Genomic DNA, 13,502 nt, shown 5'->3' on the forward strand with positions numbered 1-13,502 from the left:
AGTCACCGCCGCGCGCGGGTGTTCCCCGCGACGAGCCAGCCCGAGGCGAGAGTGCGCAGCACGAGGAACGTGGCCAGGGCGACGAGCAGGAGCAGTACCGCGGCCGACGCGGATTCGGCGAGGCCCGAGGAGAGGAACAGGTTGTAGATCGTCACGGGGGCGGTGGCCGGGTAGTAGGCGAGGATGACGACGGCGCCGAACTCGCTGATCGAGCGGGCGTACACGAGCACCGCGCCGGTCAGGACTCCACGCCAGGCCAGCGGGAGGCTGACTCGCCGGAACGTCTGCCCGGCCGAGGCGCCCAGACTCCGCGCGGCGCGTTCCACGTTCGGGTCCAGTGCTTCGAACGCAACGCGTGCGCTGTTCACGGCGAATGGCGCGCTGACGAACAGCATCGCCACGATGATCCCGGCCTGCGTGCCGTAGAAGGACAAGCCGGTGGCCTGCAGCGGGGCGCCGAGCCAGCCCGTGCGGCCGAACACGAACAGCAGGGAGATCCCGGCGACGGTGTGCGGGACGGCCAGTGGCAGGTCCACGATCGCCTGTACGAGTGCGTGCCCGGGGAATCGCCGCGTCGCGAGCAGGTAGGCCAGCGGGACACCGAGCACCGTGGCGATCACCGCGGTGATCGCGGCGTCCTGGACGCTCAGCAACAGGGCGTCGCGGATCTCGTCGTTGGCCGCGGCGGCTCGGAGGCCGCCGGGCGAGGTGGCGGTGACCAGGCCGAGCACGGGCAGCAGGATGAACCCGAGCAGCAGCCCGCCGGCGACCCACAGCAGTGCCGGGAACAGCCCGTGCACCCGCCGGGGCACCACGCGTTCGGCCTTGTCGCTCATTCAGCCCCCGGACAGCTTGGCCGGAACTGTCTGCGGCTGCACCGACGCGGGCAGCTGCGCGCCGTTCGCGGTTCCCGCGACCGCCGGGTTGACCACGGTGAACCCGTTGTCACTCATGATCTTCTGCCCTGCCGGGGAGAGCACGAACTCGACGAACCGCAGCCCCGCGGCGGAGTTCGGTGCGTTGGTCGGCACGGTCAGCGCGTACACGATCGGCTTGCCCGTCCGCGGCCCGGACGACGTCGGCACGCTGACGGTCGCGTACGTCGCGGCCAGCGCGGGGTCGGAAAGGTCGATCTGTGCGGGCAGGTCCAGGAATTTCAGGTGGTGCTGCAAGGCGTCGGAGCGGTAGATCCCGAGGTAGTCGATCTGCCCCGAGGACACCGCGGGCAGCAGCTGCGTCTCGGTGCCGACCATGGTCTCCGGCGGAGAGTTCGCCAGCACCCCGGCCGACAGGTTCGGCTGGTGGTAGTAGGCCTGCGCCAGCGCGAGCATCTGCAACGTCTGGTAGCCGGACGGGTCGGTGTCCGGATTGGACCGGCCGACTTTCACCCCCGGCTGCGCGAGCACCTGGTACCAGTTGTCCGCGGTCAGGCCGGCAGCGCCTTTGCTCTGGTCGGTGTAGGCGAAGGTGATGCGGTTCGAGGCGAACCCGACGTACCAGTTCGCGAACTGCGTGCCACCGTTCGTGCCGTACATCTTCGACGGGATCAGCGAGTAGTCCGCCACGCCCAGCACGTCGACCGGGTTGTGCAGCTCGGTGATGCCCCGCACCACCTCGACACTCCCGGCGAACCGCGACTGCACCGTCACGCCCGGGTTCTGCGCCTTGAACGCCGCGATCATCGCCGCGAACGGCTTGGCCAACGTGCCCGCCCCGTTCACGATCAACGTGCCGGTGACCGGAGGAGCGGGCCCACTCGCCGGCGCCGCCGGCGACGACCCACACGCGGTCACCACCGCCGCCACCGCACCGATTGCCAGCACTCTGAGCCCGAAGCCCCGTCGCACCGTGCTACCTCCTGCCTCGTCGCAGAGTAAGCAAGGCTAGCGACCGTGAGGTATGGACGACAGCACCGAACAGCTCACGCGCCACAATCAGGACACTCGCGACGGCCTCGCTCGGCGGCCATCCCACCAGGCGCCTGGTGGACTGCCTCTGCCGCAAGCTGTCGCGGTCGCGCGACGACAGGAAGGGCAGCAGTGAGCTGGTCGACGGAGGTGCTCGCGTTCCTCGCGGGCCTGATCATCTCGACGGTGACCACTCCCGCCGGCGTGTCCGGTGCGGTATTCCTCCTTCCCGTGCAGGTCAGCATCCTCGGCGTCCCCAACCCGGCCGTCACCCCGACGAACCTGCTGTTCAACGTCGTCGCCGGCCCCGGAGCCCTCGTCCGGCACCGCCGGAGCGTGCACCTTCGCGGCAGGCTGACGCGTCTGCTGCTCGCCGGCACCGTGCCCGGGGTTGTGATCGGAGCTGTCATCCGCGTGTTCGCGGTGCCTGGCCCGCAGGTGTTCCGCCTCCTGGCCGCGGCCTTCCTCCTGCCCCTCGGCCTGTGGATCTGCGTCCGCACGCTGCACCCTCGCCCGCAGCGCTCCGACACACCACCGTCGCCGCGCGCGACCGTCGCTCTGGCGCTCGTGGTCGGCATCGTGGGCGGGATCTACGGCATCGGCGGCGGCTCGCTGCTCAGCCCGATCCTGGTCAGCCGCGGAGTCCCCGTCACCACCGCCGCCCCGGCCGCACTGGCATCGACCTTCGTCACCTCGCTCGTCGGCGCCGCCTCGTTCGCCGTGCTCGCGATGACCTCGACCGGCGACATCGCACCCGACTGGCTCGTCGGCCTCGCCTGCGGGCTCGGCGGGTTGCTCGGCGGCTACCTCGGCACCCGCCTGCAGCCCCGGTTACCCGAAACCGGGCTCCGCCTCCTGCTCGGCATCCTCGCCATGAGCATCGGCGCGCTCTACCTCATCGAAGCCACGCTCGCCTGATCCGACGGGCGAGAGTGCGCAGCTGATCAGGCGTTCGGCGTTTCGACCACAACGGTGGTCGCTTTGATCACCGCGACGGCCGGCGACCCGGGTTCGAGGCCGAGTTCCCTGACCGCGTCCGTGCTCATCAGGGAGACCACGCGGTCGCGGCCGCATTGGATCTCGACCTGGTCGGCGACGATCGACGTGACCAGCCCGACCATGCGGTTACGCGCCGAGCTCCCCACCGAGGTCGGGTCAGGCGCGGACTCGCCCTGGAGGCGAGCGAACTCGGCGAGTTCCGCACCGTCGATCACGGACCGGTTGACCTTGTCCTTGGTCGCGGCGAGCGTTCCGGCGTCGATGTGGCGCCGGACGGTGTCATCGCTGACGCCGAGCAGCCTCGCTGCCTCGGAGATCCGGTACTGCGACACCTCGGCAGCATAAACGGGCGGACGACCACGACACGGAATTTCCGAAGCGATAGAGAGCCACCTCGCCGCCCGAAACGGGGTGCGTTCACGAGCCCGGCGGCACACGTCCTGAGGTCACCAGGGCACGGGGCCGTCCTCGTTGAGGAACGTCCCGGTCGGCGCCCCGGCGCCCTGCGCGACCAGCTCGAGGACCACGCGCGCGCCCTGTTCGGCGGTGCGGGGGCCGGTGTGGCCGTTGAGATCGGAGGCGATGAAGCCGGGGGTGACGGCGTTGACGCGCAAGTGCGTGTACGCGGGGTCGGCGCGGAAGGTGGTCGCGTAGCGGATGGTGAGCATGACGAGCGCGGTCTTCGACGACGAGTAGGCGATGGTGTCCGTCGCGGCCGCGAACTGCGAGCCCTCGGCGGTGGTGAGGGCCAGCGACGCGGAGGTGCTGGCGACGTTGATCACGTGCGGAGCTTGCGCGGCTCGCAGGAGGCCCAGCATCCGGTGCGTGACGGCGGCGACGCTGAAGAGGTTCGTTTCGTACGCGCGGCGAAGGTGGTCCGCGGTCAGCTCGGCGGGCTCGACGGAGAAGCGGGCACCGGCGTTGTTGACGAGGACGTCGAGCTTGCCGTGGTGGGTTTCGAGGTGGCGGGCGACGTCGTCGATGTCCGCTGTGGACGTCACGTCGAGCCGGACCGGTGTCACGGCCAGGCCTTCGGCGCGGAGTTCGGCGGCGGTCTTCTCGCCGAGGGCGAGGTCGCGGCTGCCGAGCAGGACGGTGGCGCCCCGGCGGGCCAGACCGCGGGCGATTTCGCGGCCCAGACCCTTGTTGGCGCCGCTCACGAGGGCTGTGATCATGGCCCCAGCGTCGTCGCAAGGGCCGACGGTCACCAGGCCGCGACAGGGCCACCCGCGGTTAACCTGGGGAGATGAACGCCATCGGCGAGTTCCTGCGCGCCCGGCGGGCGCTGGTCAGCCCCGCCGACGTCGGCCTGCCCGACGACGGCTCGAGGCGCGTGCCGGGCCTACGGCGCGAGGAGCTGGCCGCGGTGGCGGGCGTGAGCGTGGACTACTACGTGCGCCTCGAGCAGGGCCGCGACCGGCACCCGTCGCCCCAGGTGCTCGACGCGCTGGCCCGCGCGCTCCGCCTGGGCGACGACGGCGCCGCCCACCTGCACCGGCTCGCTTCGCCACCCCGGGTCACCGGCGGGGAGCTGCCCGCGGGCGTGCGCGAGCTGGTCGAGCTCGGTGGCGCCCCGGCGCTCGCGTGGGGGCGGCGGATGGACGTGCTCGCCGCCAGCCCGCTCGCCGTCGCACTGGCGCCGATGTACCGCCCGGGCACGAATCTCGCCCGCGCGTTTTTCCTCGACCCCTTGGTGCGTTCGCTGCATCCGGATTGGGCCACGATGGCCCTCAACGTGACCGCGATGCTCCGCGCCCGGACGGCGTTGCGCGTTCCGGCGCTGGACACCCTCGTTGCCGAGCTGCTGGCCGCCAGCCCGGACTTCGCTCGGCTGTGGCCCCGCCACGACGTGCGCACGAACGCCGCGCCGCGCAAGGTTTTCCGCCACCCGGTGGTGGGCGAGTTGTCGTTGGGGCGTCAGGTGCTGACGGTGCCGGGCGGGGAGTGGGATGTGCTGATCTACCACGCCGAACCGGGCAGCCCTTCTGCCCACGCGTTGGCCCGGCTGGCTTAGCTTTCGGCCGGTGGCCGTGAATTGTCGCTGGGCTGCGAGTGGCCAGGCGGGGTGCCGACTGCCACGCCGAGCAGGGCGGTCCGTTCGGCCCGGCGCGCTCGCGGTCGGCATGGCTTCCGGGTGGCCTGCCGTGCGGTGGTCGGCGAGCTGTCGTTGAGGCGCCAGGTGCCCAGCGCGCCGGGGTTGCGCGCGCGGTTCAGCTTGCCGGCCAGTCCTTCGACGCCGACTTCTCCTCGCCGATCGTCGTGCCCTCGCCGTGGCCGGTGCGGACGGAAGTGGCGTCCGGGAGGGAGAAAAGGCGTTCGCGAATGGACTTGACGATGGTGGGGTAGTCCGAATAGGACCGTCCGGTGGCGCCGGGGCCGCCGTGGAACAGGGTGTCGCCTGTGAACAGGACGGAGAGGTCCGGGGCGTGCAGGCAGACGGCGCCGGGGGCGTGACCCGGGGTGTGGATCACCTTGAGGTCGGTGCCGGCGACGGTGATGGTCTGACCGTCGGCAAGGTCGCCGTCCGGGGCGCGGTCCGGGTGCGTCAGGTTCCAGACGACGCGGTCGGCCGGGTGCAGCAGGATCGGCGCGCCGGTGCGCTCGGCGAGGGCGGGCGCGGCGTTGACGTGGTCGTTGTGGGCATGGGTGCACACGATGGCGCGCAGCGCGCGGTCCCCGACCACGTCGGCGATCGCGTCGGCGTCGTGCGCCGCGTCGATCACGATCACCTCCGAGTCGTCGCCGACGATCCACACGTTGTTGTCCACGTCCCAGCTGCCGCCGTCGAGCTCGAACACGCCTGACGTGACCAGGTTCTGCACTATCGCCGTCATGGTCTGCAGACCCTAGTGCCCACGCGCCCGTCCAGCAGACATACCGCCGGTATCTACTTCCGAGTAGACTTACTAGCGGTAAGTTATCCGCGAAGACGGGAGCGCCCATGACCGCCGCTCGGGATCTGCTGGCCGAACCCCTCAAGCTGCGCTGCGGCGCTGTGCTGCCGCACCGCCTGGGGAAGTCGGCGCTGAGTGAGCAGCTCGGCGACCGCCGCAACGCCCCGACGCGTGAACTCGCCGAGCTGTATCGCGCGTGGGCGCACGGCGGGGCGGGACTGCTCGTGACCGGCAACGTGATGGTCGACCCCGCAGCCCTCGGCGAACCCCGCAACGTCGCCCTGCCCGCCGTCCCCGATCCCGCCGCGTACGAGCCGTGGGCGCGCAGCGTGGCCGGCACCGACGCGCAGCTGTGGGTGCAGCTTAACCACCCCGGCCGGCAGAGCCCGCGATTCCTTTCACGCCAACCGGTTGCGCCGTCTGCGGTGCCGTTCGGCGACCGCGGCGTCCGGACCGCGTTCGCGGCACCGCGGGCGCTGACCGGCGACGAGATCGAGTCGATCGTGGACCGCTTCGCGTTGGCAGCGCGAACGTTCGTCGACGCCGGGTTCACCGGCGTGCAGCTGCACGGCGCCCACGGTTACCTGATCTCGCAGTTCCTCTCGCCGCTCACGAACCTTCGCGACGACGAGTGGGGCCGCGACCGCAGCCGCTTCCTGCTGGAGCTCGTGCGCCGCGTGCGCGCGGCGGTCGGCGACGGCGTGCCCGTGTCGGTGAAACTCAACAGTGCCGACTTCCAGCGCGGCGGCTTCGACGAGGACGAGTCGCTGCGTGTGGTCCGCGCGCTGAGCGACGCGGGCATCGACCTGCTCGAGATTTCGGGCGGTACCTACGAAAAAGCCGTGATGATGGGCTCCGGACGCGAGAGCACCACGCGGCGCGAGGCGTACTTCCTCGACTATGCGGCGAAAGCGCGGCAGGTCAGCGACGTCGCGCTGATGGTCACCGGCGGCTTCACCACGGCCGCCGGGATGGCCGAAGCGTTGCGGTCAGGGGCCTTGGACGTGATCGGGCTGGGCCGGCCGCTGACCGTCGACCCGGATCTGCCGGCGCGGTTGCTCGCCGGCGACGACGTGCGCGCGGAACGGCTGTGCCCGCACATCGGGATCCGCCTGGCCGACAGTCTGCTCGAAGTCCAGTGGCACACGCAGCAGCTGCACCGCTTGGCCGCGGGCAAACCGGCGGATCGCAGCCGCGGCGCGTGGCGCGCGCTGGTGCACACAGGGATCAACGATCCGCTGAACGCGTTTCGGCGGGTGCGTGCGTGAGCCAGCCGTCGAGGACCTTCGCGACGCTCGCCAGCGCGACGAACAGCACGGCGATGAGCACGCAGTTCACGGCCACACGGCCGTAACCGAGCTCGGCGGCGTTGACGAACGGGTACGGGTAGAAGCCGCCCTGCGCGCCACGGATCAGCGTGAACGCGAGCCACGCCAGGGGCCAGCATGCTGACCAGGCGACCGTGCGCCATCGTAGGATGCGCGGCGAAGCGACCAGGAACCCGAGCACGGCGATGATCGGCGCCACGGTGTGCAGCATGACGTCGGCGAACAGGGCCGCGCCGCTCAGATCGAGCAGCCCTGACAGCGCGACGTGGTAGACGACGCCGGTCACCGCGATGCCGACCAGCGCGTCGAGCCACAGCACGCGTACCAGCCCGTCGGCCCGCGCGCCCGCCACGAACGCGACGGAAGCCAGCAGCACCAGCACGTTCGACTCGATGGTGAAGTACGCGAACATGTTGGCGACGCGCGCGCCCGCCGACGCGTAGCGGCCCGGCGTTCCGGCGCTCACTAAGCCCTGCGTGACGAGGCCGATCAGCACGACGAGGGCCGTCACCCCGAACCAGATCCGGGTCAGTCGCGTCGGTGGCATGCGGTGAGATTACGGTTCCGGCCTGCTCGGACCCAGCCGAAACGGCCCGGTGTCACCCCGTCGGGGTGCTCAGGCGGGAGGCTCGCGCAGGCGTTGCGTGACCGTGCGGAGGGTGTGCAGCTCCGCGGCGGACAGCCGGGAGGTCACGAGCCGGCGGACGCCGTCGAAGTGGGTGTCCATCGCCGTGGCGAGCAGCGCCTCGCCGGTCTCGGTCAGCTGCGCGTCGACGGCTTGCTGACCGGGCTGCGACACGCGGGCCACGAGCCCGCGGCTGCGGAGCCGGGTGATCAGCTTGGTCACCCCGCCGCGGCTGACCAGCAGTTTCTCCGCGAGGTCCTTCATGCGGCACCGGCCGCCGGGCTGGAGCCACAGCTGGTAGAGCGTGTCGAACTCGGCGACCGACAGGTCGTGGTCCGCGCGCAGTTCGGCGTCGAGTACGCCGAGCACGCGTGCTTCCAGTTCGAGCAGTCCGCGCCAGGCGAGCAGCTCGTCCTCCGAAAGGTGGGGCACCGGGCGTTCCCCGTGCGTCGCGGTCACGTCCTCACCGTAACCGAGCGTGCGCGCGTTGGGCCGGCAGGGTCCTTTGCGGAAATCTTGTTGACGTGGAAACAAGATTGCGCGTACTGTCATTCTCACATCGCCGGGAACAGTGAGAGGAATCGTCATGGGGATTCGGACGACCGGGTGTCACCACATGGCTTTCGTGACCAACAACATGGAAGAAACCGTGAAGTTCTACAATGGGGTGCTGGGGTTTCCCATTGTCGTGACGCTGCAATTGCCGGACCCGGACCCGTTCCCCGGTGCGGTGCCGGGGAACCTTGCCGGCAGCAGGCATTACTTCTTCCGCATCAGCGAGCAGGACACGATCGCGTTCTTCGAGTTCAAGGACGTCGAGATCGCCGCGGACAACTCGTTGCTCGGAGCGGGAAACCACCTCGCGATCACGGTGCCTTCCGAGGGTGAACTGCAGCACGCGAAATCGGTGCTGGAGGAGAACGGGATCAAGGTCAACAGCGAACTCGACCACGGGTTCTGCCACTCGATCTACTTCGAGGACCCGGTGAACAAGATCGCCCTGGAGTTCGCCACGTGGCAGCACCCGTGCGACGTCGCGCAGCCCTTCCTGCAGGACCCCGAGCCGGTGCCGGCTGCGCTGGCCGCGATCGGCTCGGACGTTTACGGACACCACCTGCTGCAGTACACGCCGGATGGCCACGGTGGCGCGGACCGCTGAACCCGTCCGCCGGTCCCAGGACGCCGCGCCCGAGCAGAACCTGGTGTGGGGCAGCGGATCCCTGGGAGAACTCCCGGAGGTCGCCAACGCCCTGGGTTGCCGCCGCGTGCTGGCGGTGGCTTCCCGGTCGGCGGACCCGGTCGTCGCCCGGCTGCCGGGTCTGCTCGGCGGGCGCTACCTCGGCCGGTGGTCGGACGTGCCCGCGCACGTGCCGGCCCACCAGGCCAACCTCGCCGTCGGCTCGGCTCAGGAAACGCACGCCGACGCGGTCCTGGCCATCGGCGGCGGCTCGGCGATCGGGCTGGGCAAGATCGTTTCGCTCGCGCTGCGGCTGCCGCTGATCGCGGTCCCGACCACCTTCTCCGGCGCGGAACGCACATCGCGCTACTTCGTCACCACCGACCGCGGCAAGGAAACGGGCACGTCCGGCCGCGCACTGCCCCGCGCGGTGCTCTACGACCCCGACCTCGTCGGGGGGCTGCCCCGCGAGGTGGTGGCGAGCAGCGGCATCACCGCCGTCGCGCACTGCCTGGAGGTGCTGTGCCATCCAGCGAGCGAGGAAGCGCTGGCGTCGGCTCGCGAAGGCCTGCTTCTGCTGTGGAGCAGCCTCGCCCCGCTCGCGGCCGGGGATCTCGCGACGTGCCAAGACGCGTTGGCCGGCGCCGCCCTGGCGGGCCACGCACTGCACGAACTGGGCCGGCCCGGTGTGGTGCACCAGGTGTGCGACCTGGTGTCCACGCGGCGTGGGCTCGAGTACGGCCGTTCGCACGCGCTGTTTCTTCCGCTCGTGCTGCGGGCGCACGGCGAGGCCGCCGCCGGGGCGCGCGCGGCGCTGGCGGAGCTGCGACCCGGAGTGCCGGCCGAGCAGGCGGTGGCCGAGTTCGCGGTGACGATGGGGCTGACCGCGGAGGTCGACCCAGGGCGGATTGCGGGCGCGGTTGGCCTTGGCGTAGCGGAGCTTCGGGTGTTGCTGGCGGAGTTGTCCGTGGTGGCGGCGGCGGATCGACCGGAGGCGGAGGTTTTCGAGCGGCTGGTTGCGGGCTGTTGACTTGCCTCGGCGGCAAGCGCGGGCCGCGCCGTTCGTTGAGTGGTTCAGCGAATAGCCGCCGCCGGGGCCGCCGGCACGAAGACGGAGGAGCCGGCGGCCCCGGCCGCTCGTGATGTGAAGGCCGACAAGACGCGAGGTGCCGGCGCCCTCGGCCTCGCTGTGAGCGGCGGCCATTGTTTGGCGAGTGGCTGTAGCGGAGGGCGGGGCGGCGTCTGAGGTGCTTGAGCAGTTGGTTGCGACGTGCTGGCTTGTCTCGGTGGCGCAGCTTGGGCTGCGGCGTTCGGTGGTTGGTTTGGTGGCGGTTGTTGTTGGGCGAGTGGCTGTAGCCGCGGGCGGGCTGCGTCTGAGGTGCTTGAGCGGCCGGTCGCGACGTGCCGGCTTGTCTCGGTGGCGCAGCGCGGGCTGCGTCGTTCGGTGAGTGGTTCGGCAGCGGTCGTGCTCGGCGCGTTGGCGGCCGTAGCCGGGGGCCGGGCTGTGGTGGAGGTGCTTCAGCGTCGCGTAGCGGGCTGTTGATTTGCCGGGGCGACAAGCACGACGAAGGGCGCGGCCCGTAGGTCGCGCCCTGCGCAGTAGTTGTTCACCAGCCGCGTCAGCGAAGCGCCTTCACCAAGGCGGGGACGAAGACCGACGCGTCGACCGTGCCCCAGCCGCTGGCGATGTCGAAGCCCGGGGCCGCGGTGAAGCCCTCGACGCCGTCCTGGCTGTTGTCGCCGGTGGTGACGTCGACGATGCCGGCTTTGGCGCCCTTCGGGCCGAGCTTTTCGTAGAGGGCGGGGTTGATCTGGCCGAGCTTGCCGTGGTTGGCCTGGACCGCCAGGGCGAGCACGCCGGCGAACAGCGGTGCCGACTGCGAAGTGCCCTGCACGCCTTCCATGCTGATGTCCGGGAACGAGCGCATCTTGCTGCCGGTGATCTTCTTGACGCTGTCCTGCCACGACGGGCGCGCGTAGGCCTTCGACAGGCCCGCGCCTTCGCCGAAGCCGTTGTCGGCCACGTTCACCAGGTCGTCCGGCTTCGTGCGGGTGCCGGTGGAGTCGAGGTGCAGCTGCGTGCCGCCGAGGGTGGTCACGCGCGGGTCGCTGGCCGGCCAGCTCGCGACGCGGTACGGGTAGTTGCCCGGGCCCTGCAGGAAGCCGCCGGTCGGGCCGTCGTCACCCGAGGACGCGACCATCGTGATGCCCGCCTTGCTCGCACGTTCCAGCGCCGGGTCGAGCGTCTTGATGGACTGGAACGACGGGAAGTTCTCCTCCGTGGTGCCGAAGCTCATCGAGATCACGTCGGTGAGCTTGTGCTTCGTGAGGTAGTCGACGGCGTTCATCATCTCGGGCAGCCCGGTGAAGCCCTGCGTCTCGGCAACCGGCGTCGCGGCGACGATGATCTTCGCGTTGGGCGCCATCGCGTGCATCATCGTGACGTCGAGGTCGGTCTCGCCGCACCAGGACTCGCAGGTCGCCGTGTCGACGCCCGGGTCGGTGCACGCCGGGACCGAGCCCGACGGCTGGAGCACCTCGACGTTGGCCGGCGGCAACCCGTGGCGCTGGGAGTACTCGTCGAGCACCTGCTTCACCTGGTCGTCGCCGAACGACACCAGCGTGGTGACGGTGGCGCCCGCTCCCGTGATGCCCTGGTTCCACAGCTTCGTGGCGTTGTACGCGACGCTTTCCCTGGGCAGCGCGGACATCGCGGCGTCGAGCTTCGCGACGCGGTCGGCCACCGTGCGCGCGCCGATGAACGACTTCGCCGCCGCCGAGAAATGGTGCAACGCGGGAGCCGGCGCGTTCGTGGCCGCGCCGGCCGGAGCCGCCACGGCCGTGACGGCCAGCGCGACACCCGCGAGCAGGGTCATCGGCCGGACGGCGGACCGAACCCGAAAAGTCATGTCGTCTCCCCAGTGGTGAGCGGTGCGGTACAGCCCACTCTCATGCATCACCGGAGGGCACAACATCGACTTTCGTCTGGCCTTTCGGCCTCGGCCGGGCGAATTGGCCGCTGGTGTCCGGATGTCACTCCGTCCGATCACCCCGCTCGATCACCCCGCAGCAGACCGCGCACGGTGTCGATCGTGTCGGCGTCGGCCGCTTCCTTGTCCGGCCGGTACCGCACCACGCGCGCGAACCGCAGCGCCAGCCCGCCGGGATACCGCGTGCTGATCTGCGCACCGTCGAGCTCGATCTCCACGACCACCTCGGGCCGCACGTACACGGTGTAGCTGTCGCGGTGGGTCTCGATCTCCTGGAACCGCTTCGTCTGCCACACGAGCAGCTCGTCGGTCATGCCCTTGAACGTCTTGCCCACCATGATCGGCGGCCCGCCGTCCGGGTCGCGCGCGCCGAGGTGCAGGTTGGACAGCGTGCCCGTGCGCCGCCCGTGCCCCCACTCCACCGCGAGCACGACCAGGTCGATGGTGTGCACCGGCTTCACCTTCAGCCACGCCCGGCCCCGGCGCCCCGCCGCGTACGGCGACGCCAGGTCCTTCACCATCACGCCCTCGTGGCCACCCGCCATCGCCGCGTCGAGCACCGCCGCCGCGTCGGCCGGCTCCACCTCGCCGGGGATCACGTGCTCGCCCGCGACCTTCCGCAACGCCGCGTTGCGTTCCGACAGCGGCGCGTCGAGCAGGTCCACACCGTCGAGGTGCAGGCAGTCGAAGAAGTACGGCCGGAGCAGCAGCGCCCGCACCTGTTCCTCCCGCGTGCTGCCGAAGCGGCTCATCGTCTCCTGGAACGGCCTCGGCCGGCCGTCGTCGGTGAGCGCGAGCGTCTCGCCGTCGAGCACCACCGACTCGCATGGCAGCGCCCGCACGAGGTCCACCAGCTCGGAGACGCTGGACGTGATCTCCCGCAACGTGCGCGTGTAGACGTGTACTTCCTCGCCGACCCGGTGCACCTGGATGCGCGCACCGTCCATTTTGTACTCGACGATCGCGTGCTCGTGTTCCGCCACCGCCTCGTCGAGCGATTCCGCGGGCGACGCGAGCATCGGCTTGATCGGGCGCCCCAGCGTGAGCCGGAACTCGGCCAGCCGCGCCGCACCGCCCGTCATCGCCGCATAGCCCGTGACGGAAAGCTTGCCGGACAACATGAACGCCCGCCGCACGTCCGCGGCTTCGACCTCGGCCGCCGCCGCGACGGCGTCGACCATCACGCCCTCCAGCGCCCCCTGCCGCAGCTCTCCGGTGACCAGCCGGAAGAGAAACTCCTGCTCGCCTCGAGTGAGCCGCGTGAACAACGCCGTGAGCACCTTCGCGCGCCGCTTCACCGACCCCGCCCCCGAAGCCGCCGCGACCTCCGTGAGCGCCTCGTCGACCTCCCGCACCTCGACGCTCGGCTCCGGGGCCGGCTCGACGGCCAGCTCCGCGAGTGTGCGCCACCCCGCGCCCAGCCGGTCCTGCGCCGTCTGCCCCGTGAGGTACGCGATCACCGCCGGCAGCTCGGTCGTCTCGGCGGCGCGCAGCACCGCGGCGAGGGTGGCGATCTTCGCCTTCCTCGACCGGGTGGCCGCCAGCTCGGCGGACGCGGTGACGATCTGGGTGAGCAGCACCC

14 protein-coding genes are annotated in these 13,502 nt (G+C 70.9%); 5 read left to right on the plus strand and 9 right to left on the minus strand.

Features of this window, described 5'->3' with window-relative positions:
- Positions 1-2: 2 nt before the first annotated feature.
- Positions 3-836 carry an ABC transporter permease gene (locus tag AB0383_RS29920; RefSeq protein WP_364172234.1) on the minus strand — a complete coding sequence of 278 codons (834 nt, stop codon included), beginning with the start codon at positions 834-836 and terminating at the stop codon, positions 3-5.
- On the minus strand, positions 837-1,847 hold the full coding sequence (locus tag AB0383_RS29925; protein ID WP_364172232.1) for an extracellular solute-binding protein: 1,011 nt from the start codon (positions 1,845-1,847) through the stop codon (positions 837-839).
- A 192-nt stretch (positions 1,848-2,039) separates the two neighbouring features.
- Between AB0383_RS29925 and AB0383_RS29930 the strand changes: the two genes are divergently transcribed.
- Positions 2,040-2,825, plus strand: coding sequence for a sulfite exporter TauE/SafE family protein (locus AB0383_RS29930; protein ID WP_364172231.1), 786 nt, complete (start codon positions 2,040-2,042; stop codon positions 2,823-2,825).
- Positions 2,826-2,851: 26 nt separating this feature from the next.
- Here AB0383_RS29930 and AB0383_RS29935 read toward each other — a convergent pair whose 3' ends face one another.
- Positions 2,852-3,238, minus strand: coding sequence for a helix-turn-helix domain-containing protein (locus tag AB0383_RS29935; RefSeq protein ID WP_364172229.1), 387 nt, complete (start codon positions 3,236-3,238; stop codon positions 2,852-2,854).
- A gap of 114 nt (positions 3,239-3,352) precedes the next feature.
- Positions 3,353-4,081, minus strand: coding sequence for an SDR family NAD(P)-dependent oxidoreductase (locus AB0383_RS29940; protein WP_364172227.1), 729 nt, complete (start codon positions 4,079-4,081; stop codon positions 3,353-3,355).
- Positions 4,082-4,152: 71 nt separating this feature from the next.
- Here AB0383_RS29940 and AB0383_RS29945 point away from each other — a divergent pair, with 71 nt between their 5' ends.
- Entirely contained in the window at positions 4,153-4,920 is a 768-nt protein-coding gene (locus tag AB0383_RS29945) for a helix-turn-helix transcriptional regulator (RefSeq protein WP_364172225.1), read from the plus strand.
- Positions 4,921-5,116: 196 nt separating this feature from the next.
- Here the strand turns inward: AB0383_RS29945 and AB0383_RS29950 are convergent, their stop codons facing one another.
- Positions 5,117-5,740, minus strand: coding sequence for an MBL fold metallo-hydrolase (locus tag AB0383_RS29950; protein ID WP_364172223.1), 624 nt, complete (start codon positions 5,738-5,740; stop codon positions 5,117-5,119).
- A gap of 107 nt (positions 5,741-5,847) precedes the next feature.
- Between AB0383_RS29950 and AB0383_RS29955 the strand changes: the two genes are divergently transcribed.
- Positions 5,848-7,068, plus strand: a complete 1,221-nt coding sequence (locus AB0383_RS29955; protein WP_366189126.1) for an NADH:flavin oxidoreductase/NADH oxidase family protein — start codon at positions 5,848-5,850, stop codon at positions 7,066-7,068.
- Here the strand turns inward: AB0383_RS29955 and AB0383_RS29960 are convergent.
- Both AB0383_RS29960 and AB0383_RS29965 read right to left on the minus strand, forming a co-directional pair.
- Positions 7,028-7,675, minus strand: a complete 648-nt coding sequence (locus AB0383_RS29960) for a Pr6Pr family membrane protein (protein WP_366189127.1) — start codon at positions 7,673-7,675, stop codon at positions 7,028-7,030. The two genes, AB0383_RS29955 and AB0383_RS29960, sit on opposite strands and share 41 nt — an antisense overlap.
- A gap of 69 nt (positions 7,676-7,744) precedes the next feature.
- A complete protein-coding gene (locus AB0383_RS29965) occupies positions 7,745-8,212 on the minus strand; it encodes a MarR family transcriptional regulator (RefSeq protein WP_364172218.1) in 468 nt (155 codons plus the stop codon).
- Between the two features lie 157 nt (positions 8,213-8,369).
- Between AB0383_RS29965 and AB0383_RS29970 the strand changes: the two genes are divergently transcribed.
- Both AB0383_RS29970 and AB0383_RS29975 read left to right on the plus strand, forming a co-directional pair.
- Positions 8,370-8,912: a VOC family protein gene (locus AB0383_RS29970; protein ID WP_364172216.1), complete on the plus strand. Its 543-nt coding sequence runs from the start codon at positions 8,370-8,372 to the stop codon at positions 8,910-8,912.
- Positions 8,896-9,960: an iron-containing alcohol dehydrogenase gene (locus AB0383_RS29975; protein WP_366189128.1), complete on the plus strand. Its 1,065-nt coding sequence runs from the start codon at positions 8,896-8,898 to the stop codon at positions 9,958-9,960. Before AB0383_RS29970 ends, AB0383_RS29975 begins: the two co-directional genes overlap by 17 nt.
- A gap of 589 nt (positions 9,961-10,549) precedes the next feature.
- Here the strand turns inward: AB0383_RS29975 and AB0383_RS29980 are convergent.
- Together AB0383_RS29980 and AB0383_RS29985 are read right to left on the minus strand one after the other, a co-directional pair.
- Positions 10,550-11,839: a S53 family peptidase gene (locus AB0383_RS29980; protein ID WP_366189129.1), complete on the minus strand. Its 1,290-nt coding sequence runs from the start codon at positions 11,837-11,839 to the stop codon at positions 10,550-10,552.
- Between the two features lie 137 nt (positions 11,840-11,976).
- Positions 11,977-13,500 carry an ATP-dependent DNA ligase gene (locus tag AB0383_RS29985; protein WP_366189130.1) on the minus strand — a complete coding sequence of 508 codons (1,524 nt, stop codon included), beginning with the start codon at positions 13,498-13,500 and terminating at the stop codon, positions 11,977-11,979.
- Between the last annotated feature and the right edge of the window lie 2 nt (positions 13,501-13,502).

The organism is Amycolatopsis sp. NPDC051373, assembly GCF_040689465.1.
Lineage (GTDB): Bacteria > Actinomycetota > Actinomycetes > Mycobacteriales > Pseudonocardiaceae > Amycolatopsis.

Excerpts from the sequence above, each read along its gene's own strand:
- AB0383_RS29920 (WP_364172234.1), bottom strand. The coding sequence starts at position 836 with ATGAGCGACAAGGCCGAACGCGTGGTGCCCCGGCGGGTGCACGGGCTG.
- AB0383_RS29940 (WP_364172227.1), bottom strand. The coding sequence starts at position 4,081 with ATGATCACAGCCCTCGTGAGCGGCGCCAACAAGGGTCTGGGCCGCGAA.
- AB0383_RS29945 (WP_364172225.1), top strand. The coding sequence starts at position 4,153 with ATGAACGCCATCGGCGAGTTCCTGCGCGCCCGGCGGGCGCTGGTCAGC.
- AB0383_RS29950 (WP_364172223.1), bottom strand. The coding sequence starts at position 5,740 with ATGACGGCGATAGTGCAGAACCTGGTCACGTCAGGCGTGTTCGAGCTC.
- AB0383_RS29955 (WP_366189126.1), top strand. The coding sequence starts at position 5,848 with ATGACCGCCGCTCGGGATCTGCTGGCCGAACCCCTCAAGCTGCGCTGC.
- AB0383_RS29960 (WP_366189127.1), bottom strand. The coding sequence starts at position 7,675 with ATGCCACCGACGCGACTGACCCGGATCTGGTTCGGGGTGACGGCCCTC.
- AB0383_RS29970 (WP_364172216.1), top strand. The coding sequence starts at position 8,370 with ATGGCTTTCGTGACCAACAACATGGAAGAAACCGTGAAGTTCTACAAT.
- AB0383_RS29980 (WP_366189129.1), bottom strand. The coding sequence starts at position 11,839 with ATGACTTTTCGGGTTCGGTCCGCCGTCCGGCCGATGACCCTGCTCGCG.